25 protein-coding genes are annotated in these 21,234 nt (G+C 37.8%); 8 read left to right on the top strand and 17 right to left on the bottom strand.

The window, feature by feature from the left end:
• Window positions 1-26: 26 nt before the first annotated feature.
• Window positions 27-707: a hypothetical protein gene (locus tag HDC90_RS17015; protein ID WP_184468497.1), complete on the top strand. Its 681-nt coding sequence runs from the start codon at window positions 27-29 to the stop codon at window positions 705-707.
• 28 nt (window positions 708-735) lie between these two features.
• Here HDC90_RS17015 and HDC90_RS17010 read toward each other — a convergent pair whose 3' ends face one another.
• The 3 genes from HDC90_RS17010 to HDC90_RS17000 all read right to left on the bottom strand — a co-directional run bounded on the left by HDC90_RS17010 (window position 736) and on the right by HDC90_RS17000 (window position 2,378).
• Entirely contained in the window at window positions 736-1,278 is a 543-nt protein-coding gene (locus tag HDC90_RS17010; protein ID WP_184468495.1) for a GNAT family N-acetyltransferase, read from the bottom strand.
• Window positions 1,278-1,856 (bottom strand): DNA-3-methyladenine glycosylase I, encoded by a 579-nt coding sequence (locus tag HDC90_RS17005; RefSeq protein WP_184468493.1) that lies wholly within the window; start codon window positions 1,854-1,856, stop codon window positions 1,278-1,280. The genes HDC90_RS17010 and HDC90_RS17005 overlap by 1 nt, the downstream gene beginning before the upstream one ends.
• Before the next feature lie 168 nt (window positions 1,857-2,024).
• Entirely contained in the window at window positions 2,025-2,378 is a 354-nt protein-coding gene (locus HDC90_RS17000) for a carboxymuconolactone decarboxylase family protein (RefSeq protein WP_184468491.1), read from the bottom strand.
• A gap of 51 nt (window positions 2,379-2,429) precedes the next feature.
• Here HDC90_RS17000 and HDC90_RS16995 point away from each other — a divergent pair, with 51 nt between their 5' ends.
• Complete coding sequence (locus HDC90_RS16995) at window positions 2,430-2,789, top strand: hypothetical protein (protein ID WP_184468489.1); 360 nt, start codon at window positions 2,430-2,432, stop codon at window positions 2,787-2,789.
• Here HDC90_RS16995 and HDC90_RS16990 read toward each other — a convergent pair.
• Both HDC90_RS16990 and trmB read right to left on the bottom strand, forming a co-directional pair.
• A complete protein-coding gene (locus HDC90_RS16990; protein WP_184468487.1) occupies window positions 2,779-3,111 on the bottom strand; it encodes an MGMT family protein in 333 nt (110 codons plus the stop codon). The two genes, HDC90_RS16995 and HDC90_RS16990, sit on opposite strands and share 11 nt — an antisense overlap.
• Window positions 3,111-3,761 carry a tRNA (guanosine(46)-N7)-methyltransferase TrmB gene (gene trmB / locus HDC90_RS16985; protein ID WP_184468484.1) on the bottom strand — a complete coding sequence of 217 codons (651 nt, stop codon included), beginning with the start codon at window positions 3,759-3,761 and terminating at the stop codon, window positions 3,111-3,113. Before trmB ends, HDC90_RS16990 begins: the two co-directional genes overlap by 1 nt.
• 113 nt (window positions 3,762-3,874) lie before the next feature.
• Here trmB and HDC90_RS16980 point away from each other — a divergent pair, with 113 nt between their 5' ends.
• Complete coding sequence (locus tag HDC90_RS16980; protein ID WP_184468482.1) at window positions 3,875-4,801, top strand: GDP-L-fucose synthase; 927 nt, start codon at window positions 3,875-3,877, stop codon at window positions 4,799-4,801.
• Between the two features lie 123 nt (window positions 4,802-4,924).
• Complete coding sequence (locus HDC90_RS16975; protein WP_184468480.1) at window positions 4,925-5,857, top strand: hydrogen peroxide-inducible genes activator; 933 nt, start codon at window positions 4,925-4,927, stop codon at window positions 5,855-5,857.
• Between the two features lie 91 nt (window positions 5,858-5,948).
• Here the strand turns inward: HDC90_RS16975 and HDC90_RS16970 are convergent, their stop codons facing one another.
• The 5 genes from HDC90_RS16970 to HDC90_RS16950 form a co-directional block, all read right to left on the bottom strand.
• On the bottom strand, window positions 5,949-6,194 hold the full coding sequence (locus HDC90_RS16970) for a hypothetical protein (RefSeq protein ID WP_184468478.1): 246 nt from the start codon (window positions 6,192-6,194) through the stop codon (window positions 5,949-5,951).
• Window positions 6,195-6,243: 49 nt separating this feature from the next.
• A complete protein-coding gene (locus HDC90_RS16965) occupies window positions 6,244-6,705 on the bottom strand; it encodes a hypothetical protein (RefSeq protein ID WP_184468476.1) in 462 nt (153 codons plus the stop codon).
• Between the two features lie 98 nt (window positions 6,706-6,803).
• Window positions 6,804-7,412, bottom strand: coding sequence for a superoxide dismutase (locus HDC90_RS16960; RefSeq protein WP_167295689.1), 609 nt, complete (start codon window positions 7,410-7,412; stop codon window positions 6,804-6,806).
• Between the two features lie 233 nt (window positions 7,413-7,645).
• Window positions 7,646-8,113, bottom strand: a complete 468-nt coding sequence (locus HDC90_RS16955) for a nucleoside deaminase (RefSeq protein ID WP_184468474.1) — start codon at window positions 8,111-8,113, stop codon at window positions 7,646-7,648.
• Between the two features lie 201 nt (window positions 8,114-8,314).
• Window positions 8,315-8,650, bottom strand: a complete 336-nt coding sequence (locus HDC90_RS16950; RefSeq protein ID WP_167295691.1) for a tRNA-binding protein — start codon at window positions 8,648-8,650, stop codon at window positions 8,315-8,317.
• Window positions 8,651-8,843: 193 nt separating this feature from the next.
• On the opposite strand from HDC90_RS16950, the gene HDC90_RS16945 reads away from it, so the two are divergent.
• From HDC90_RS16945 to HDC90_RS16935, 3 genes are all read left to right on the top strand, one after another.
• Window positions 8,844-10,328 (top strand): xylulokinase, encoded by a 1,485-nt coding sequence (locus HDC90_RS16945; protein WP_184468472.1) that lies wholly within the window; start codon window positions 8,844-8,846, stop codon window positions 10,326-10,328.
• A 73-nt stretch (window positions 10,329-10,401) separates the two neighbouring features.
• Complete coding sequence (xylA, locus tag HDC90_RS16940) at window positions 10,402-11,733, top strand: xylose isomerase (protein WP_184468470.1); 1,332 nt, start codon at window positions 10,402-10,404, stop codon at window positions 11,731-11,733.
• A 264-nt stretch (window positions 11,734-11,997) separates the two neighbouring features.
• Entirely contained in the window at window positions 11,998-13,665 is a 1,668-nt protein-coding gene (locus HDC90_RS16935) for a sodium/sugar symporter (RefSeq protein WP_184468468.1), read from the top strand.
• Window positions 13,666-14,203: 538 nt separating this feature from the next.
• Here HDC90_RS16935 and HDC90_RS16930 read toward each other — a convergent pair.
• The 7 genes from HDC90_RS16930 to HDC90_RS16900 form a co-directional block, all read right to left on the bottom strand.
• Window positions 14,204-14,584 carry a hypothetical protein gene (locus HDC90_RS16930; protein WP_184468466.1) on the bottom strand — a complete coding sequence of 127 codons (381 nt, stop codon included), beginning with the start codon at window positions 14,582-14,584 and terminating at the stop codon, window positions 14,204-14,206.
• Window position 14,585: 1 nt separating this feature from the next.
• Window positions 14,586-15,821: an ABC transporter permease gene (locus tag HDC90_RS16925; RefSeq protein ID WP_184468464.1), complete on the bottom strand. Its 1,236-nt coding sequence runs from the start codon at window positions 15,819-15,821 to the stop codon at window positions 14,586-14,588.
• Window positions 15,822-15,917: 96 nt separating this feature from the next.
• Window positions 15,918-16,556, bottom strand: a complete 639-nt coding sequence (locus tag HDC90_RS16920) for an MBL fold metallo-hydrolase (protein ID WP_184468462.1) — start codon at window positions 16,554-16,556, stop codon at window positions 15,918-15,920.
• A gap of 42 nt (window positions 16,557-16,598) precedes the next feature.
• Window positions 16,599-17,186, bottom strand: coding sequence for a gliding motility lipoprotein GldD (locus HDC90_RS16915; RefSeq protein WP_184468460.1), 588 nt, complete (start codon window positions 17,184-17,186; stop codon window positions 16,599-16,601).
• A gap of 55 nt (window positions 17,187-17,241) precedes the next feature.
• Window positions 17,242-17,985, bottom strand: coding sequence for a shikimate dehydrogenase (locus tag HDC90_RS16910; RefSeq protein WP_184468458.1), 744 nt, complete (start codon window positions 17,983-17,985; stop codon window positions 17,242-17,244).
• Between the two features lie 154 nt (window positions 17,986-18,139).
• Window positions 18,140-18,907, bottom strand: a complete 768-nt coding sequence (locus HDC90_RS16905) for a phosphosulfolactate synthase (RefSeq protein ID WP_169502713.1) — start codon at window positions 18,905-18,907, stop codon at window positions 18,140-18,142.
• 60 nt (window positions 18,908-18,967) lie between these two features.
• Window positions 18,968-20,371, bottom strand: a complete 1,404-nt coding sequence (locus HDC90_RS16900; RefSeq protein WP_184468456.1) for a tetratricopeptide repeat protein — start codon at window positions 20,369-20,371, stop codon at window positions 18,968-18,970.
• Window positions 20,372-20,621: 250 nt separating this feature from the next.
• Here HDC90_RS16900 and HDC90_RS16895 point away from each other — a divergent pair, with 250 nt between their 5' ends.
• The gene (locus HDC90_RS16895; protein ID WP_184468454.1) at window positions 20,622-21,077 is read left to right on the top strand and encodes a nuclear transport factor 2 family protein; all 456 of its coding nucleotides are present in this window, start codon (window positions 20,622-20,624) and stop codon (window positions 21,075-21,077) included.
• The last annotated feature ends 157 nt before the right edge of the window (window positions 21,078-21,234 follow it).

The following is a 21,234-nucleotide window of genomic DNA, read 5'->3' as shown; positions in this document are numbered from 1 at the left end:
ACGTTATATCCTGATATTGCTAACTTATGAAGATTCTTAACCTTTTTATTTTATTTTTTTCAATAACATTTATTGCTAAAGCCCAGGATTTTATTGTTAAAAACAACGACGATGTGATACGCGGAACGATAAAAGGAACCGATTATTTTTCTGTTTTTATCAGTGCCAATGATGAAGCTGATGTGATTTTACCAGCGAAGGATGTTAAAAATTTCTTCTGGAATGGTGACAGCTTTGTAAGCAAAGGATTTGCAAATGGGCGCAATTTCGAGTATCGTTTTGTGAAGGTAATCGAAATGGGATCGGTTAATCTTTATTCTTTTGGCGGAGGCACCCTGGTTCCTGAAGTGAAAGAGAAAAAGGTAAAATTCAGACCATCAATTGGGATCGGTACAGGAACCGGTGGTTATGGTGGCATGGGTATGGGTGGTGGCATTAGCATTGGCGGGGGACGTAATGCTGCACCAGAAAGACCTGCAGGTGCACCCGTTATCCGCTACTTTATTGAAAAACCTGGCGCCGGGCCTTTACAGGAAGTGCCTATGAAAGCAATAACCGAAGATGCAAAAAAAACCGAAGTCAAAAATATCTTACTGCAAAAAATGGGCGATCAGCCTGCTTTAAAAGCTAAAGTTGAGGCTGGAACAGATTTTAACAGCCGAGATGTTATTGAATGGGTTAAGGAATATAACGCGACAAAAAAATAAAATCAGGATTAACGGATTTTAGGATTGCTTAAATTATACTATTACACTTAAGCTTTACATAGACCGCTAAACTGATCTGCTTATCATTTTTAATTTCACAGTTCTCCATTGTTTTTTGATAATCAAAATCAAGTTTTTGAAGCACCTTTTTGCTATTTTCATTTTGAGTTTCAACCATAGCCTCGATCTTTATTAAGCCTAATTTCTCAAAGGCATAATTGCATACAGGATTTGCTACTTCTTTAATGATGCCTTTTCCCCAATATTTGGGCAACAGCCAAAAACCTATTTCGGCCTTTTGATCCGTTTTACTTAAATCATTAAATCCTATGGCACCTAAAGCACCAAGGTTTTCTTTATCACAGATTGCCCACCAGATACCCGTTTCATTTTTCTGAAGGTTATTGAACCAGACCAATTGCTCTTTGGTTTCCTCGAGGCAGGAATAACTCACCCCGTAATAAAGGATCACATCCGGATGGGATAATCCTTCAAAAACAAATGTTAGATCGTCAGAACAGAACTGCCTCAATAAAAACCTACTCGTGTGTATTGTAGCTGAAGCAAACATTATCTTGCGCAGCAGTTTAATAAGTGGTCATTCACCATTCCGGTTGCCTGCATATGTGCATAGCAGATAGTGGTGCCGAAAAATTTGAAACCGCGTTTTTTCATGTCCTTACTAATCTGATCAGAAAGTTCGGTTCTTGGTGGCACATCACTCATTTTTTCGATGTGATTTTGAATCGGTTTACCTTCTGGAACAAAACCCCACATGTATTTAGAGAAACTGCCAAATTCTTTTTGAATTTCGATAAACAGCTTGGCATTCGTGATTGCACCGCTAACTTTTAAACGATTACGGATAATACCTTCATTGTTCATCAAACGCTCAACATCTTTTTCTGTAAAAGCAGCTACTTTATTAACCTCAAAATCGGCAAAAGCTTTACGGTAGTTTTCACGCCTTCTAAGGATGGTAATCCAGCTTAAACCGGCCTGGGCACCTTCGAGTATTAAAAATTCGAATAAAACTTTATCATCATAAACAGGCTTTCCCCATTCCTCATCATGGTATTTGATGTAGAGGGGATCGGAGCCGGCCCAGCTGCAACGGATAATTGAGTTTGGAGTTTGGGGGTCTTGCATAAAGTATATTTTAAGTTAAGTTGTTTCAATTTTTTTGTAAACTGCTCAATGAGAAATCTCCAATGCCAATCGTCACCCTGAATTTATTTCAGGGTCTTTATCTCAGATTGATTTTTCACAGAAGGATGCTGAAATAAATTCAGCATGACGTGTTCATTAATAAAAATTCTAAACTCCCGAGTCCAAACTTAATTCATCCCAATACTCCACAGCCCTCCTGTAATGCGGGATTACAATGCTACCACCCACAAGATTCGCAATCATGAAAATTTCGTTCATCTCATCATGGTTTACACCAGCATCGAAGCACTTGCCTAAATGGTATTTAATGCAATCATCACAACGCAAAACCATCGAGGCTACCAGGCCTAACATCTCTTTCGTTTTAACGTCTAAAGCTCCATCAGCATAGGAGGTCGTATCGAGCGCAAAAAAACGTTTAATATTTGTATTCGCCGTTTCCATAATTCTATCGTTCATTTTTTCACGATAGCCATTAAATTCCTCTACAAGCTTTCCCATATTTTAAAATCTTTTTTAATTATTATTTGTTAGGAATATAAACATTTGATGATGAAAATGATCTCTCCAAAATTTCATGCCGTTTTAGATTACCTATTAGTTATGCTTTTATTGGCTTCACCCGATGTTTTTGGTCTTTCTAAAACCGCTTCAACACTGGCTTACGCTCTGGGTATCATTCATTTTTTATTAACAATAAGTACTAATTTTAGCGGGGGTATTTTTAAAATCATTAATCTTAAACTTCATGGCCTTATCGAGTTTTTCGTCAGTATTATTCTTGTTATTTTAGCGTTTACACTGTTTAAAGGAAATTTAGTAGACGAAATTTTCTACGCCTGCTTAGGCTTATTGATCCTGGTTATTTTTACCCTTACCGATTATAAACGAAGTTTACCTGTTATATTGTGATTTCTTCCAGCGGATTCCAAAATACTTTTTTAAAGTTTACCACCTTGTCGTTCTTCACTTCAACACCTTCTTTCCTCAACAGCTCCTCCATCAATTCTGGCGGTTTGAAATGAAACTTTCCGGTTAGCAAGCCACTACTGTTTACTACTCTGTGTGCGGGCACATTAGGATGTGCTGTTCCGGAATAAAGCATGGCATGCCCTACCATTCTTGACGATTTTGCTGCACCCAAACTTTTTGCGATAGCTCCATAAGAAGTAACCCTTCCTTTCGGAATTAACCGGGCAATCTCATAAACCTGCTCGTAAAAGTTGGTATCCATTATTCAAAAGAAAATTGAATATAATTAATATTTTTATCGTGTAACAAGTATTTTTTCTCGTAATAGGTTTTGATCGACAATACCTCGTCAACCAGTTCAGAAGTATACAGATGATCGGTATTTTTATGTACAGGCAAGCCCAATTCTGCCACCTTTTCGCAAGTATAAGTATACAGTTGGTCGTTATCCGTTTTTAAATTAACATTGCCACCTGGTTTTAAAACAAGTTTATAACGGTTCAGGAATGCCGGGAAAGTCAAACGTTTTTTCTCACGACTGTCCTGCGGTTGCGGATCGGGAAAAGTAATCCAGATCTCATCAATCTCTCCATTGTTAAAATAATCCAGTAAGTTTTCAATCTGGATTCTTAAAAAAGCCACATTATCAATCCCGTCTTCAATAGCAGTTTTGGCCCCGCGCCAAATGCGGTTACCTTTATAATCAACGCCTATAAAATTCTTATCCGGGAATAATCTGGCCAGATTTACCGAATATTCACCCTTTCCACATGCCAGTTCGAGCACTATTGGATTCGTATTTTTAAAATGTGCTGAAGCCCAGTTTCCCTTTAAAGCTTTTCCTTGTTCTAATTGATATACGTTTGCAAATGTTTCAATTTCTGCAAAGCGCCTAAGTTTATCTTTACCCAAAAGTTTTTTTTCTGCAAAAATACAATTAAATCAATAATCGGAGTTTCTTTTGCCATAAAGATTAATGTCATTCTTGTATAGGAATTGTATTTTTGTACCCTTATAAAAATACCGTGGAAAAAAACGCTAAAATATATGTCGCAGGTCATCGTGGTATGGTGGGGTCGGCCATTTACCGTAAACTGCAAAAAGAGGGTTACGAAAATATCATTACCAAAACGTCGGCCGAACTTGATCTGCGCAACCAGCAGGCAGTTACCGATTTCTTTGCAAAAGAAAAACCAGATTATGTGTTTCTTGCAGCAGCAAAGGTAGGTGGCATTGTAGCCAATAATACATACAGGGCCGACTTTCTCTACGAGAACTTAGCCATACAAAATAATGTGATCCACAATGCTTATGTAAATGGCATTAAGAAACTCATGTTTTTGGGATCGAGCTGTATCTACCCTAAAATGGCTCCACAACCTTTAAAAGAAGATTACCTTTTAACCGGAACTTTAGAGCATACCAACGAACCCTATGCCATTGCAAAAATTGCGGGAATTAAAATGTGCGATGCATACCGCGATCAGTATGGCTGTAATTTCATCTCGGTTATGCCCACAAATTTATATGGCTTTAATGATAACTATCATCCTCAAAATTCGCATGTTTTACCAGCTTTGATCCGTAAAGTTCATGAGGCAAAAGCGAATAACGAAAAAGAGATTGTGGTTTGGGGATCAGGATCGCCAATGCGCGAATTTTTGTTTGCAGATGACCTGGCAGATGCCTGCTATTTCCTGATGCAAAACTATAACGAACCACATTTAATCAACGTAGGCACGGGACACGATTTAACCATTAAGGATTTAGCTTTATTAATCAAAGATGTATTGGGTTTTGAAGGTGAATTGGTATTCGATGCCAGCAAACCTGACGGAACGCCCCGTAAATTGATGGATGTAAGCAAACTCCACGATTTAGGCTGGAAACATCAGATAGAACTTCGTGAGGGTATAGCCTTGGCCTATCAGGATTTCGAAAGCAGATATTGAGAAATTATGGAATGAGAGCGTGATTGAAAGATCGAATGTTTTAATCGCAAGTTCATTCTCTTATTCCATAATTTTATATAGCTAAAATTTATATATTTGTTTTACTAAATAAATTTTACCTATATGACTTTAGTTCAGCTAGAATATATCGTTGCTGTAGATACTTACAGAAGTTTTGTTACCGCTGCAGATAAATGTTTTGTAACGCAACCCACCTTAAGCATGCAGGTACAAAAACTGGAGGAGTTGATTAGCGTTAAAATTTTTGACAGAAGTAAACAGCCAGTAAGTCCTACAGAAATTGGCGCCCAGATTATTGCTCAGGCCAGAATCATTTTACAGGAAAGTGGGAAAATAAAAGAACTGATCAGCAGTCAGCAACAGGATGTTTTAGGCGAGCTAAGAATAGGTGTAATCCCAACTATTGCACCGTACCTGCTACCTGAAGTAATTTCGGCCATGTTGGATAAATATCCCGAATTAAAACTTTTAATCTGGGAATATACCACTGAAGATATTATTCACCATTTAAAAACAGGCGTACTCGATTGCGGTATTTTAGCCACTCCCCTTACCGACCCGAATATTACAGAAATCCCATTATATTACGAAAACTTTGTGAGCTACATCAGCAAAAACAGCAAGCTTTATAAAAAGAAAGCCGTTGATGCAGAAGATCTGAATGATGAAAACATCTGGCTTTTGAACGAAGGTCATTGTATGCGCAACCAGGTATTGAATATTTGCCGCTCTACAAAAAACAACAGATTACAGGGGCTGGAATACAATACAGGCAGTGTAGAAACCCTGGTGCGCATGGTTGATTTAAATGGAGGCGCAACACTACTCCCTGAGTTGGCCATAGCTGAATTAAATGCAAAGCAGACCAATAAAATTCGTCATTTTAAATCGCCTGAGCCTGTTCGCGAAATCAGTCTGGTAACACACAAAAACTTCATCAAAAAAAGGATGCTCAATGCTTTAAAAGACGAGATTTTAGAAATTATCCCAAAAACGATGAAGCAAAAAAAGAAAAAAGATATTGTTGGGATTTAGAATGCCTTGCGAAGTTTAAGCATTCTTCAAGCTATCGTTATTTCGAGTGGAGTGCAACGCAGTCGAGATGACGACTTTTCTATAAAACTGATTACTTCACAGCCTCGGAAAATACTTTCCTATCTTCATCTACATGATCAGCAAGTTTATAGCTTTGGGCAGCGGGATTTTTATCTTCTAAAAAGATCAAAATAATTAATGAAATAATGGGGATTAAAAAGGAAATGAAAAACCAAAACCAGAAATTCCGCCCTGTTCGCTTTGCCAAAAAACCTGCAAGTAACTGTGGCGATAACAGTAATCCGAGTACAATAGTGCCTAAGATAATCTCTGGCATTTGTTATTGATTTAATTGATTACAAAACCACTGTTTTGATTAATAAATGCTACTGATTTTGTTTTCCTACGGGAGGCGCAGATAACAATCCTTTAATATCGCTCTCCACTTCTTCCTCTTCGCCTTTTTTCTTTTTCTTGTTTTTAGCTTTTAAGCCTTTACCACTTAACCGTTCCTCAATAATTTTATCATATTCGGTTTGTTGCTCTGGCCTTAAAACATTGCGGATATTTTTTGAGGTTTCGTTCTGGAGTTTATAGAATTTATCTACATCCTCTTCGCGCGAGTTGCCTGCCTGTTGTCTTTTAATTAAATCAGCCTGTTCTTTCGCCTGGTTATAGGTAAAGCTGTAAATTACACTTTTTTGCGTTCCATTAAGTTTTAATCGCTTATCCAGATCCTCCACATTCTTCTGGGCAATTTCTGTTGGAGTAGGTACTTTATTCTGTTGTGCATGTACCAATCCATTTACACCAACAATAATTAAAAATAAAATTACAAGCCTTTTCATTCCGAACATTTTATATCTGCGAAGTTACTTAATTATCTTAAAACAAGAAAGTCCCGATTTGCATCGGGACTTTTCTTAAATTTTATTGAATGTTTAGCTTATAGAGCTTTTTTGTAAAGCTCAGCAACTGCATCCCAGTTAATTACATTCCAAATGGCCGCTAAATAATCAGGGCGTTTGTTTTGGTATTTTAAGTAATAAGCGTGCTCCCAAACATCAATACCTAAAATTGGTGTTCCTTTTACTTCAGCAATATCCATTAAAGGATTATCCTGGTTTGGTGTAGAAGAAACTTGAAGTTTTTTATCAGCACCTACTGATAACCAAGCCCAACCAGAACCAAAACGGGTAGCACCAGCTTCTTGTAATTTAGTTTTAAGCTCAGCAAATGAACCAAAAGTTTCGTTAATTGCCTTAGCTAAATCGCCAGTTGGCTCACCACCTTTATTTGGGCCTAAAATGTTCCAGAATAAAGAGTGGTTATAGTGTCCGCCACCGTTGTTTCTTACAGCAGCAGGGAATTTTGAAATGTGTTTTACAATTTCTTCGATGCTTGAAGTCGCCTCTGGTTTACCTTCTAAAGCTTTGTTTAAGTTAGTAACGTAAGCCTGATGGTGTTTATCATGGTGGATTTCCATGGTAGTTTTATCAATATGCGGTTCTAATGCATCGGTTGCGTAATGTAACGCAGGTAATTCAAAAGCCATAATGTTTTATGTTTAAAGATTTAAAAATGTTTCTTGTAGCAAATATAACATTAGAACGTTAAGATTTGTTCATGTTATTATCATCAAATCATTTTCTGTAAGAAGTTGTAAAGCTAGAAGGGTTGAAAAGTTGTAAGGTTCAGGGCAGTAAGTCTAAAAAAAAGATTTAGGGCTCTCATCTAATATGTAAAACTATTACGCCATGGATTATAAGATCAGACCATCAACTCAAATTACCTCTTCTTTGCAAAAAAACCTTTCATTAACGCTCCACACTCCTCCGCCATTACACCGCCTTTTAATATTGTTTTGGGATGGAGCAGGTTTACATTTTTAGAGATAAATCCTCTTTTCTCTTCTCGCGCACCATACACAATGCGGCCAATTTGTGTCCAATAACTTGCACCGGCGCACATTACACAAGGCTCGATGGTTACATATAAAGTACAATCCCTTAAGTATTTCCCTCCAATGGTTTGCGCAGCAGAAGTAAAAGCCTGCATTTCGGCATGTGCTGTTACATCGTTAAAGCGTTCAGTTAAATTATAACCACGGCCAATAATCCTGTTTTTACTTACCACTATAGCACCTATCGGAATTTCGTCATCAGCCAAAGCTTTTTTTGCTTCTTCCAAAGCCAGTTTCATATAATGGATGTCTTCTTCTTCGGGGTCCGTATTTTCGAAATTGTAAAAACTCATGGAGCAAATATAGGGTATAAAGGCCAAAAAGGCTTCCGAAGTTTTGGTGACCACGAGCGCGGTAAACTTCTGAAGTCTAAGCTGAAAATTTGGTTAGATTTTGGAGCACAATGTTACTGCTTATCGGTTGCTTCAGTCCTGCTTTCCACTTCAATCAGGGATATTCGTGTTAGGCCTCAGCTAAAACACTTCAGAAATTGGCTAAATCAATTTACTCCCGTTAGGCACTTTACTTTGCACAGCCGTTAACACGATATCGCCGTTTTCATCAGCAAAACCGGTAACTAAAAATTCGGACATAAATTTTCCGATCTGTTTTTTAGGGAAGTTAATCACCCCAACAATCTGTTTTCCGGGTAATTCGTCCAATGTATAGTGTTTGGTAATCTGCGCACTGCTCATTTTAATGCCAAATTCACCAAAATCTACCTTTACTTTATATGCCGGTCTTCGGGCTTCAGGAAATTCGAAAGCCTCTAAAATGGTCCCCACCCTTAATTCTACCTTTTCGAAATCATTCCAGGTAATCTCTTCCATAGCTTAATTTTAATGTGTAAACGGCAAAAATATAAATTATTAAATAATTCGAGTACAGTTTAAATCAACGCAAACACTCAATTCAACCGATTGCATAAAGAGAACAGATTTTATAAAAAATTTGCGTTTTATCTTTTAACCACTATCTTTATGCAACCGTTTGCATAGCCAAATATTAAAATAATTTAAAACGATGTATTTATTAGGGATTGATTTAGGTACCTCATCTATAAAGGTCGCAGTTGTTGATGCAACTACACAAAAAAACATAGCCACAGCTCAATATCCAGAGGAGGAAACAGCCATCAAATCTTTACAGTCCGGCTGGGCAGAACAATCACCTAACGATTGGTGGCAAAATGTTCAACAGGCCATTCTCAAATTAAATTCGACAGGTCTTTTTGATCCTAAAGAAATTAAAGCCATTGGCATTGCGTACCAAATGCACGGATTAGTTGTTGTAGATAAAAACCAGCAGGTGCTCCGCGATAGTATCATCTGGTGCGATAGCCGAGCAGTTGAGCTAGGCAATAGTGCTTTTGAGGCTATTGGGCACGAAAAATCGCTAAAACATTTATTAAACTCTCCCGGAAATTTTACGGCGTCAAAACTGGCCTGGGTAAAAGCCAACGAGCCAGACGTCTATAGTCAAATTGACAAGATAATGCTACCTGGCGATTTTATCGCGATGAAATTAACCGGAGAAATTACAACAAGTATTTCTGCACTATCTGAAGGCATTTTCTGGGATTTTGAAAACCACGAGATTTCTAAAGATGTAATGGATTATTATGGCATTTCGGGCAACCTTATCCCAACGGTGAAACCTTTATTTTCGGCTCATGGTTATTTAAATGCAGATATTGCATATTCTTTGAGTCTACCAACCGGAATTCCAGTTGCCTATAAATCTGGCGATCAGCCGAACAACGCGCTTTCTTTAAATGTATTAAAACCTGGGGAAGTTGCCGCAACTGCCGGAACATCGGGGGTGATTTATGGCGTAAGCGATGAGCTTACTTACGATAAACAATCGAGAGTGAATACCTTTGCACACGTAACCTATTCGGAGGAAAAAAAACATACTGGAGTTTTACTTTGTATCAATGGTACCGGCAGTATGTACCGTTGGGCAAAACATAATTTCGCACCACAATCTACCTATGCCGAACTAAATATTCTGGCGTCAAAAGCACCAATAGGTAGTAAAGGTTTAAAAGTGCTTCCGTTTGGAAACGGTGCCGAAAGGATGTTAAACAACCAATATACCGGCGCACAATTATTAGGTATTGATTTAAACCTACACAATCAATCAGATATCTTCAGAGCAGTACAAGAAGGGATTGCTTTTTCTTTCCGTTATGGATTGGATATTATGCGAGAAAATGGCATGCAGCCTAAAGTAATCCGGGCCGGAAGGGCCAACCTATTTTTAAGTGATGTATTTGCGCAAACTTTTGTAGATGTTACGGGCATTCCGGTAGAACTTTACGAAAACGATGGTAGTGTAGGTGCAGCGTTAGGTGCAGGTATAGGCGCCAGAATTTTTAAAAGTGCAGAAGAAGCTTTTAGCAACCATCAAATAATTAATACTTTAACACCACAACATTCAGCTGTATATGAAGCAATCTATCAGGATTGGAAAGAAATATTAGAAAAACAATTAGCAATTGGTTAAGGGTTGATCGTCCATAGTAAGATCTGCTATGAACTATTGACCAATAGACCATCAACCAAAAAAAACAAAAAACATGACAAAAGTAGTAACAGGAGCAAAAGAATTTTTTAAAGGCATTGAGCAGATCAAGTTTGAAGGTCTGGAAAGCGATAATCCATTAGCATTTAGATGGTATGACGCCAACAAAGTAATAGCGGGCAAAACCATGAACGAACATTTTAAGTTTGCTTGTGCTTATTGGCACTCATTTAATGGTAATGGTGCCGATCCATTTGGAGGCGCAACGCACATTTTCCCTTGGGATGAAAAAAAAGATGCAGTAGAAAGGGCAAAAGATAAAATGGATGCGGCCTTTGAATTTATCACCAAAATGCAGATCCCTTATTATTGTTTCCATGATGTGGATGTGGTAGATTATAGCGACGATATTGCGGAAAACGAACGCAGATTACAGGCTCTTGTTGAATATGCCAAACAAAAACAAGCAGATAGCGGCGTAAAACTATTGTGGGGAACAGCCAATTTATTTAGCCACAAACGCTACATGAATGGCGCATCTACCAATCCCGATTTTCATGTGCTGGCACACGGAGCTGCCCAGGTTAAAGCAGCTTTAGATGCTACCATTGCCCTTGGTGGCGAAAATTATGTTTTCTGGGGAGGAAGAGAAGGCTACATGAGCTTATTGAATACCAACATGAAACGTGAGCAAGAGCATTTGGCTAAATTCTTACATGCCGCTAAAGATTATGCACGCAAACAGGGTTTCAAAGGAACATTCTTCATTGAACCAAAACCTTGTGAACCTTCTAAACACCAATATGATTACGATGCTGCAACAGTAAAAGGCTTTTTACAACAATACGATCTGTTGGCCGATTTCAAATTAAATTTAGAAGTTAACCACGCTACTTTGGCTGGTCATACTTTCCAGCATGAATTACAGGTTGCTGTAGATAATGGCTTATTAGGATCTATCGACGCTAACCGCGGCGATTATCAAAACGGCTGGGATACCGATCAGTTCCCTAATGATATTAACGAACTAACGGAAACCATGTTAATCATTTTAGAGGGTGGTGGCTTACAAGGTGGAGGAGTAAACTTCGACGCGAAAATCCGCCGTAACTCAACTGATCAGAAAGACTTATTCTATGCGCATATTGGCGGCATGGATATCTTTGCAAGGGCATTAATCACTGCAGATGCCATTCTTCAAAAATCTGACTACAAAAAAGTAAGGGCAGACCGCTATGCTTCATTTGATAGTGGAAAAGGCGCCGAATTTGAACAAGGCAAATTAAGTTTAGAAGATTTAAGGAACTACGCTGCAGAAAATGGCGAACCAGAGGTACGCAGCGGAAAGCAAGAATACCTGGAAAACTTAATTAACAGGTATATTTAAGTTTAATTCTCCCAGGTCTGTGCGTATACAGGCCTGGGGTGATACCATATTTTATTTCGGCAAATCTCAAAAATTTCTCTGCTCCGCTGCAAGGCAGTAAAAATGACGATGAACTTAGTCTATCTTAGCTTAATAACCTTGAATTTAAGAGGGGCCAAATTAATAAACGTCATTTTAACATTTTTTAATTCAAAAAAAGCGGAGATTAATTTATGATTTTGCTACATTTAGATTTCTAAACCAAATAACTTATCTTAATCTTAAATGAAAGTCACAGATTACATTATTTTTCTAGCCTACTTTGCCATTGTGGCAATTTACGGTTTTTGGATTTACAACCGTAAAAAGCAAAAGCAGATGAGCAGCAAGGATTATTTTCTTGCGGAAGGTTCACTTACCTGGTGGGCAATTGGCACATCCTTAATTGCCTCGAACATTAGTGCCGAGCAATTTGTAGCCATGAGTGGCGACGGATTTAAAATGGGACTAGCCATTTCTACTTACGAATGGATGGCAGCTGCAACGTTGGTAATTGTTGCTACATTTTTTATTCCTGTATATCTTAAAAATAAGATCTACACCATGCCACAATTTTTAAGTCAACGTTACAACGGCACCGTAGCCATGATTATGGCTGTGTTTTGGTTGTTATTGTATGTTGTGGTAAACTTAACTTCTATCTTATACCTGGGTGCCCTAGCTGTAAGCAGTATTTCAGGTATTGGCTTTTGGTATTGTATGATGGGCCTAGCCATTTTTGCTGTAATTATTGCATTGGGTGGTATGAAAGTAATTGGTTACACGGATGTAATCCAGGTAGCGTTTTTAATTTTCGGCGGTTTAGCAACTACTTATTTAGCACTTAATTTAGTAAGCAATCATTTCGGCGGCCATGGCGTATTAGATGGCTTATCGTTCTTAAGAGAAAAAGCACCAGATCATTTCCACATGATATTTAAGAAAGACAGTGCCAATTACGCCTCATTACCTGGTATGACGGTACTGCTTGGCGGGATGTGGATTGTAAACTTAAACTATTGGGGCTGTAACCAGTACATTACCCAGCGTGCTTTAGGTGCTGATCTAAAAACAGCCAGAGCTGGTATTTTATTTGCTGCTTTTTTAAAGCTGCTAATGCCGCTAATTGTAGTTTTGCCAGGTATTGCAGTATATATGTTGTACCAGGAAAAAACAGGTATTGATGTAAATTCAATGATGCCTGGTGGAGAGCTTCGCCCGGATAGGGCTTACCCTACTTTATTGAGTATCTTACCAACAGGGTTAAAAGGTTTATCTTTTGCAGCTTTAACCGCAGCGATTGTTGCCTCATTAGCTGGTAAAATTAATAGTATCTCTACCATTTTTACTTTAGATATTTTTAAGAAACATATTAATTTAGAAGCCAGTGAGAAAAAACTGGTAGGTACCGGACGCGTAGTGGTAATTGTTGCAATGGCTATTGCCATCGGCATTTCGCCCTTCTTAGGTATCGATAAAAAAGGCGGTTTCGAATTTATCCAGGAGTATACAGGTTTTGTAAGTCCTGGTATTTTTGCCATGTTTATATTGGGCTTCTTCTGGAAAAAAACGACTTCGAATGCAGCCTTGTTTGCTACTATTGGTGGGTTTGGTTTATCCGTATTGTTAAAATTCTTGCCAGGGATGATGGATTTGTCTTTCCTTCACAATTTTGGATTCTCGGTTGCCAATGCAGATGGGATCTACGAAATACCTTTCTTAGATAGAATGGGCATTGTATTCGTAGTCTGTATTGTAGTGATGTTTGCTATTAGTATGTTCGAAAATAGCAAAGGCGATAAATCTAATGGTTTAGAAGTCGATTCGAGCATGTTTAAAGTTCATCCTTCGTTTGCCGTTGGATCGCTAATTGTGTTCGGAATTTTAGTTGCGCTTTACTCTACTTTCTGGTAAAACTAAAAATCAAGAATATGTAAAAGGCTCGCAATGAAAGTTGCGAGCCTTTTTTGTTTTTCTACGAGACCAGTACATTCAAGCACTAGCATACTGCAGTTTTCCATGACGGGAACTCATCAATCCATAGCGGCGCTGCACATAACTCTACAGGTAGGATGGTTTAGTTGATAGTAGCAATACCCAGCCAAAATAGCCCTGATTGAAGTGAAAGCCCACAAGCGAAGCATGAGCTCAGACTTATAACGGAAAGCAGGGCTGAAAGAACCGATTAGCATTGCGCTTCAAGAAAAATGAAAATAATAATCTAAATAAATAAGTCGTCGAGGCGGTATCATAAGGTGCAATTTCACCTCTAATTTGTCACGTTGAGCCTTGTCGAAACCCCATTAAGATATTAAAGGAGGCCCTTCAACAAGCTCTCCGTAGGAGTCCTTTGGACAGGATGACAATTTACACTTAATGATACATCCTCCGTTATAGCATGATAGATGTTAAAATAAATTCAGTATCTCGATTTCTAAAGGTTTTAAATGAATTATTGCGCGCAAGGCCCATCAGGAATTTCTTTGCTAATTTTGATTAATTTGGTTACTACTAGCGTAGAATCGAAGTCGGCAGAAACAGTTGCTGTATCTGATTTAGCAAAATAACCCTCTAATTCTACATATACCGGCTCGTATGGCTTTTCGAAGCCTAGCTTGCTATAAGAGAGCTCTAAGTTTTTTACACTGTCTTTAACCCAATATTCACGCCCATCTTCGCACAAGGTAAAAGATTTCATTTCCGGGCCAAAACTATACAAACCTTTAACCGTTTTCAGATTACTTTTTTCTCCCTCGGCTTTATCGTTTCTACAAGCTGTAGCGGCCACGCCAAGGAGCACAACGAGTACAATTGCTTGCTTAAATAACTTCATTTTATATAGTTTGATTAATTTGATCTATCTTTTTAACACTTAAATTGGATGACAAAGCAGATGCCAAAAATGAGAAGATGCCTACCGTAACAAAAACTAAAACAAAATCTTTCCATTTTAGTCCGATTGGATAAGAACTTACCAATGTTTTGTTTACGTCATCGCCCATCTTAATAAAACCATAGGTGTGTTGAAAATAATAAAATATAAGGCCTATAATTAAGCCCAGTACACAGCCAGACATGGTGATCATCATGCCCTCAAATAAAAATATACGTTTAATTAATTTCTTGCCTGCACCTAAACTGCTCAGAATGGCAACATCCTTTACCTTATCGATTACTAACATGGTTAACGACCCTATGATATTAAATATAGCAATAATCAGGATAAAAGTAAGAATAATATATACGGCCCATTTTTCGGTATTTAAAATGTGGTAAAGCGATTTATTTTGCTCAGCCTGATTTCTGACTTCATAATCTTTACCAGCCTTTTCGATTACTTCTTTTTGAAAATCGTCTACATCAATACCAGGTTGGAGATTGATCTCTATTGCAGACACTTTTTTATCTTCGCCCAAAAGTTCGCGGGCAAAATTCAATGGTACAATAATACCGTTGTCGAAATCTTGTTGTACCTCAAAAACACCGCTTACCCGAATGTTCTTCACCACAAAATCATCGGCTGGATTTAAGGTATTGGCGGCAATATCTTTCTTTGGCGAATAAATCTCCAACTCTGTAAAGGGATCAACAGTATTTACAGCCAGATAACTTTGTAATGCAGAACCAATTACTGCGTTATCGCCACTTCTGTTGTGCAATATAAAATGGCCTTCTTTAATGGTACTATCTAATTTGGTATTCTTCAAATAGTCTAAACTTACACCTTTAACCATTCCAACAGCCTGCTTATTGTTGTATTTTAGTAAAGCATTTTCTTGCAGCACCTCAGTAAAAGCGGCAACACTTTTATCTTTTCTGAGCTGATTAAAATAGCTGGTATTTGGATCAAAAGTTTTCCCCTTAGCTGGGGTAATGGCAATTTGCGGGGTAATGGTATCGAACATATTCAATACTACTGTTTCTAAACCGTTAAATACCGAAAGGATAATAATCAAAGCAGCGCTACCAACCATTACCCCCACCATTGATATGCCCGATATCAGGTTAATGGCATTGGTTGATTTTTTGGCAAAAAGATACCTTTTGGCAATATAAAGCGATGTATTCACAGCTGTAAAGATAGGTAAAAGGTTGAGGGTTTAAAGGTAGAAGGTATAGAGTTATAAACTGCTACATTTAAAATACCTCATAAACAATATTCAATTTTAAAAAAATGGGTTATGCTGTTTTTCAAAACCAATGCTTGTGGCCGGTCCATGGCCAGGATAAACTTTGGTTTCATCTGGTAAGACAAAAAGTTTATCAGAAATGTTTTGGATTAATTGCTGATGGTTGCCACCCGGCAGATCGGTACGGCCAATGCTGCCATAAAAAAGCACATCGCCACCCATTAAAATATGATCGGCCGCGCTGTAGAAACATAAATGTGCAGGAGAGTGGCCAGGGGCAAAAATTAAGCTTAAAGTGCTGTTGCCAAAGGAGATTGTTCCGGTTTCGGGCAAAAAAGTATCGGGTAAAGGCGAAACATCATAACGGGTAAAACCCATTGATGGCGCATAACCCGGAACCGCATTTAAAATCGGTAATTCGCCCTGATGAAACTGTGGTTTTAAGCCATAGGTTTCGTACACAAATTTATTGCCGAAAACATGATCGAGATGACAATGTGTATTGAGCAATAAAACGGGTTTTAACCCTTCGTTTTTAATGAATGCCGCCAATTCATTTTGCTCAAAACCCTCGTACATACCCGGATCGATAATGGCACATTCTTTGGTTTCATCGTAAAGTACGTAAGTATTTTCGCTGTAAGCGTTAAAAGTGAAGGTCTTTATTGTAATCATATGTTTTAGAAAAAAACCTGCTGCCAAGAACAGGATAATAAATTAATTTTTCCACCTAAAGGTAGAAATCAAGGTATCGATATCCTTTTTAATAAATTTAACAACGGGTTCAATAGAATCGTATTGTGGGCGTTCATTAAAATATAAAGCCCCTCTAAAATAATGTTTGGCGCTATCTGTTAAAAAAAACTGAACGGAAGAAGCCGTATTCCCCTCAATGGCGTAGTAAATGCCATAAACTTTATGATCAGGGTAATGGATGATTTTTTGATCAATAGCGCTTGCTTTTATCGTATGTTTAAAGGCAAGTTTTCGGGCATCTTCTACCATTTCATCATATTCGCTTTTACCCGAAACATCATAATAAGTTAAATGCAAAAAGCCATTAAACTGCTTAAAGTGTAAATTGTACCAATTTTTTTTTGCATCGCGGCTTTGATCTTGCTCTACCGCAGCATAAACAGGATATTTGAAGGTAAAAGGAACAGGCTTGGTAAATGTGATATAGTCTTTTTTAGGAAAAACAACCCTGAAATAAGCCTTTGGCTTCGGACTATAATCGTGGTTCTGACAAGCTGTTATGAACAAAAGCAATACAAAGGGAAAACAAATTAGTTGTTTCAGTTTCATAACATTCTATCAAAGTTTGCTTCGTCGTTCCTCCTCGCAACAACGATAAGTTAAATTATTTATTCCAAATTGCCCAGGCTTTTTCTGCTTGTTTGTATAGCATTTCCAAACCGTTTTTAATCGCCGCACCACGCTCCGCAGCTTTAGCTAAAAATGCAGTCTCCAGCGGATTGTACACTAAATCGTAAGCCAAATATCCTTCCCCAAGCAAACTATAATCAATTTCGGGAAAGGTATCTACACTTGGCGACATCCCCAGGGGCGTGGTATTAATCAATAACTGGTGCGAGGCCAAAATCTCCGGTGTAATTTCCGAATATAGAATAGCACCAGGAACAGCTGTTCTTACCACCACCTGATATTGGATCTTTAATTTATCTAAAACGTACTTTACTGCTTTCGCCGCCCCGCCATCGCCAAAAACAAGTGCTTTTGTGTGTTGCGGCCCTAACAATGGCTTTAGCGATTCTTCAAAGCCATATGCATCGGTATTGTAGCCTTTTAAATAGTTTTTATCTTCAAAATTTTTAATGGAAATACAATTTACTGCCCCAATTTTTTCTGCAGCTTCATCTACTTCGTTTAAATAGCAAAGCACGTTAACTTTATGCGGAATCGTCACATTGAGTCCACAAAGTGATGGGTTTTCACTTAGCAGATCGGGCAGTGATTTAATATCGGCGATAGGGAAAAGTTCGTATTGATGATCGGCTATACCCTCATTTTGAAATTTTTCTGTGAAATATTTTTTCGAGAAAGAATGAGAAAGTGGATATCCGATTAAACCGTATGTTTTCATATTGATAAAAAAATAAGTAGCCATATTACAAAATCGAATTGTCATCCTGAGCCTGTCGAAGGACTATAGCGGATTTATATAGGGCATTTCGACAAGCTCAATGTGACAAAATCCAAGAATATACCGATTTATAATATAGACACTTAAAATTGGATTATTTTACTTGGTTCAGGAAATAATCAAAAGTATCTCCGCGTAATCCTAAACGGATAGTTTCCAAAGGAATTACTTCTGCTGGGGCAATGTTACCCAGGTTTACATTACTACCAATTAATTTAATAAACCAAACTTGCTGTTCTTTTTGAGGTGCTTCCCAAATAATGGTTTCTTCAGGAATCTGAGTTAAAATTTCATCAACCAATCCTTCACGCACTTCTCCGCTTCCACGATAAATTCCAACATTACCACCTTCCCGTGCTTCGGCAATTACCTTCCACGATCCCGCCTCAATTTCTGCCTGCATTAATTTAATCCACTTATATGGGGCAAATATTTTAGCGGCATCTTTACTGCCTACTTCAGAAATAACGGTTACCTGTTTAGCCAGTTCACTGATAAAACCACATTTTTTATCATGCTCAATTTCGATAGAACCATCGGAAACTTCTGCATATTCCATTCCATACTGATCTAAAACACGCTGGTAATCTGAAAACTGGTTTCTGATGATAAAGGCTTCAAATAATGTTCCACCAAAATAGGTAGGAATGCCTGCACTTTTATATAAAGCTAATTTTTCTTTAAGGTTTGGTGTTACATGTGATGTTGCCCAACCTAATTTCACGATATCTGTATGTACGCCGGCAACTTCAATAAAATCTTCAACTTGGCGTAGGCTCAATCCCTTATCCATAACCATTGTTAAGCCCTTTTGGCGTGGTTTAGCTGGACGTTCGGGAACGTTTAATAATGGATAATTCATATGCGTACAAAAGTGAAAAAAATTTTGAGATTTATTTGTTAAATTTTTCTCACAAGGTCGTTACCTTATATATCGGTTTATAACGTTTAAAATGGCACTATTATCCTGCAATTGCGGTAAATATTCAAATAAAATATAGTGTTTATCAGGGTCGGTTGTTAAAGCCGTTTCTAAATATCCCAGCGCATCGCCATAGTTTCCTAAGGCAAAAAGATAAGCTACCATCCGGTAATACAGTTCTGCCGCTTCCGGATTATTCTTAATCGCTTCTGCCATTGTTTCAGATGCTTCCAGCAATTTCCCCTGCTCGTAAAGCACGGTACTAAAATCTAACCAGGCTTCAATATCCAAAGGATTAAACTCCAATACCTTTTCGTAAGCTTCTATCGATTCGTCAATCTGGCCTAATTTATAATAAGCATCGGCCATAGCGAACCAGAAATCGGCATTCTCAGCTTCTAAATCGATTGCTTTTTTATAAAAATGCAGCGATTCGAAATAACGTTCTTCAAAATTTAGTGTAACACCGATCCCAAACCAGGCATCTGCCATTTTAGGGTCCATTTTTACCGATTTTTTGTAGTAAGAACGGGCTTCGTCCATTTTTTCCAGTTTCTCGTAACACTCGCCAATGGCACAATAGGTATCGGCATTAGGCTGTTCGTATTCGAAAGTCTGTTTATAAACATCTATCGCTTCATCGTACTTATCCAACTGTACGAGTGCATTCCCTTTGTTAAAATAAGCCGAACTAAAATCTTCTTTAATTAGTATCGCGTAATCATAAGCGTCAATCGCTTTTTCGAAAAGGTTCAGCTTGTGGAAACTGTTGCCCAAATTATACCAGGCCGCATAAGAATAAGGATCGGTATCGATGTACTGCTGATAAAACTTGATACTTTCTTCTTGTTTATCTAACACATCGTAACAGAAAGCCAGCTCATACAAACCATCCTGGTTCTCCATATTCTGCTCTAAACTAAGCTTAATATAGGTAATAGCACTTTCATAATCGCTCATGCTCTGGTAAACATAAGCCATCTGTAATAAAATCTCATCGGTACTTTCGGCCAGCCCCAAAGCTTTTTCATAATTTTCCAAAGCCTCATCAAAACGTTCGGTATTTTGAAAAATATTACCGCGAAGCAAATAAATATCTGGTTCAGACGGTTCTAAAAGCTCGGCCTTTTGCAAAGCAATAAAAGCCTTTTCGTTGTTGTTGGTTAAAATGTAAAGGTGAGCCTGTTTGATTAAAAATACTGTTGCATAAGGGTGTTGACTGATTGCAAAATCAACTACCTGCAAAGCTTTGACCGGATCATTTTTCTCAATGTAGAAATCTACAATGTATTCGAATGCCCCTGCATCGAAGAAATACTGATCCTGGTTCCGGAGCATTTCTTCGTAACGTTCTACCGAGCGTTGTGCATCTTCGTTGGATTCAAAAAAGAATTCTTCTTCCATATATTATACTATTAAAGAACCGTGCCAGTTAGCAGAAAAACACATTATAAGTTTACAAGTTTTAATTATCCGTTTTTAAAATAATTATTAACATCAATCGGTTAAAACAGCGTAAATAGCTGACTATAAAGCGTATTGACTGTGATTAAGATGTGTGGATAATCGATAGATTTTTTGCAACATCGCGGTTCCTTTTCCCTTCTTTTACAAAAATACTATAAATTTATGGTATATACGTAATTAAGAAGTCATGAAAGGATTAGTTGTTTTTGCCCTGTTTTTACTATGTTTTATTACAAATGGCTTTGCACAAAGCGATGATGAAAGTGCGATTAAAAAAACCATCGCCAACCTTTTTACCGGCATGAAAGGCGGGGACAGCACTTTAACCAGGAGTGCCTTTGCACCAGCAGCAATAATGCAAACCATCGCCAACAAAGAAGGTAAAGTAAGTATACGCACAGAATCTGTTAACAACTTTATCAAATTTATTGGCGCTCCGCACCAGGATAAATACGATGAGCGTATTGTTTTTACCAAAATCTTAATCGATGGTCCTCTCGCTTCTGTTTGGACAGACTATAAATTTTACCTGGGCGAAAAATTTAGTCATTGTGGGGTTAATTCTTTTCAGTTGGTAAAAGGAGATCAGGGCTGGCAAATTGTTTATATTATAGATACCAGGAGAAAAGAGGGATGTAATTAATGGTATTGTTTGAGTCTAAAAGATTTTATTGCAGATCAGGCCCATGTAGAAATCGTCATTGCTGTAAAGGTTTAGTAATTCGGTAACAGAATTAGCTTTGTAAATAGCTAATTATGATTTATGCGAATAAACACTAATGACCTTACCTTAAAGCGCA

It is taken from the genome of Pedobacter sp. AK013 (assembly GCF_014205835.1).
GTDB lineage: Bacteria > Bacteroidota > Bacteroidia > Sphingobacteriales > Sphingobacteriaceae > Pedobacter.
The sequence above is the reverse complement of the archived record's forward strand: the minus strand, read 5'-3'. Positions and strand labels throughout refer to the sequence as shown.

Coding starts and splice junctions, on each gene's coding strand:
- HDC90_RS17015 (WP_184468497.1), top strand. CDS start 27: ATGAAGATTCTTAACCTTTTTATTTTATTTTTTTCAATAACATTTATT.
- HDC90_RS17010 (WP_184468495.1), bottom strand. CDS start 1,278: ATGTTTGCTTCAGCTACAATACACACGAGTAGGTTTTTATTGAGGCAG.
- HDC90_RS17005 (WP_184468493.1), bottom strand. CDS start 1,856: ATGCAAGACCCCCAAACTCCAAACTCAATTATCCGTTGCAGCTGGGCC.
- HDC90_RS17000 (WP_184468491.1), bottom strand. CDS start 2,378: ATGGGAAAGCTTGTAGAGGAATTTAATGGCTATCGTGAAAAAATGAAC.
- HDC90_RS16995 (WP_184468489.1), top strand. CDS start 2,430: ATGAAAATGATCTCTCCAAAATTTCATGCCGTTTTAGATTACCTATTA.
- HDC90_RS16990 (WP_184468487.1), bottom strand. CDS start 3,111: ATGGATACCAACTTTTACGAGCAGGTTTATGAGATTGCCCGGTTAATT.
- HDC90_RS16975 (WP_184468480.1), top strand. CDS start 4,925: ATGACTTTAGTTCAGCTAGAATATATCGTTGCTGTAGATACTTACAGA.
- HDC90_RS16970 (WP_184468478.1), bottom strand. CDS start 6,194: ATGCCAGAGATTATCTTAGGCACTATTGTACTCGGATTACTGTTATCG.
- HDC90_RS16965 (WP_184468476.1), bottom strand. CDS start 6,705: ATGAAAAGGCTTGTAATTTTATTTTTAATTATTGTTGGTGTAAATGGA.
- HDC90_RS16960 (WP_167295689.1), bottom strand. CDS start 7,412: ATGGCTTTTGAATTACCTGCGTTACATTACGCAACCGATGCATTAGAA.
- HDC90_RS16955 (WP_184468474.1), bottom strand. CDS start 8,113: ATGAGTTTTTACAATTTCGAAAATACGGACCCCGAAGAAGAAGACATC.
- HDC90_RS16950 (WP_167295691.1), bottom strand. CDS start 8,650: ATGGAAGAGATTACCTGGAATGATTTCGAAAAGGTAGAATTAAGGGTG.
- HDC90_RS16945 (WP_184468472.1), top strand. CDS start 8,844: ATGTATTTATTAGGGATTGATTTAGGTACCTCATCTATAAAGGTCGCA.
- xylA (WP_184468470.1), top strand. CDS start 10,402: ATGACAAAAGTAGTAACAGGAGCAAAAGAATTTTTTAAAGGCATTGAG.
- HDC90_RS16935 (WP_184468468.1), top strand. CDS start 11,998: ATGAAAGTCACAGATTACATTATTTTTCTAGCCTACTTTGCCATTGTG.
- HDC90_RS16930 (WP_184468466.1), bottom strand. CDS start 14,584: ATGAAGTTATTTAAGCAAGCAATTGTACTCGTTGTGCTCCTTGGCGTG.
- HDC90_RS16920 (WP_184468462.1), bottom strand. CDS start 16,556: ATGATTACAATAAAGACCTTCACTTTTAACGCTTACAGCGAAAATACT.
- HDC90_RS16915 (WP_184468460.1), bottom strand. CDS start 17,186: ATGAAACTGAAACAACTAATTTGTTTTCCCTTTGTATTGCTTTTGTTC.
- HDC90_RS16910 (WP_184468458.1), bottom strand. CDS start 17,985: ATGAAAACATACGGTTTAATCGGATATCCACTTTCTCATTCTTTCTCG.
- HDC90_RS16905 (WP_169502713.1), bottom strand. CDS start 18,907: ATGAATTATCCATTATTAAACGTTCCCGAACGTCCAGCTAAACCACGC.
- HDC90_RS16900 (WP_184468456.1), bottom strand. CDS start 20,371: ATGGAAGAAGAATTCTTTTTTGAATCCAACGAAGATGCACAACGCTCG.
- HDC90_RS16895 (WP_184468454.1), top strand. CDS start 20,622: ATGAAAGGATTAGTTGTTTTTGCCCTGTTTTTACTATGTTTTATTACA.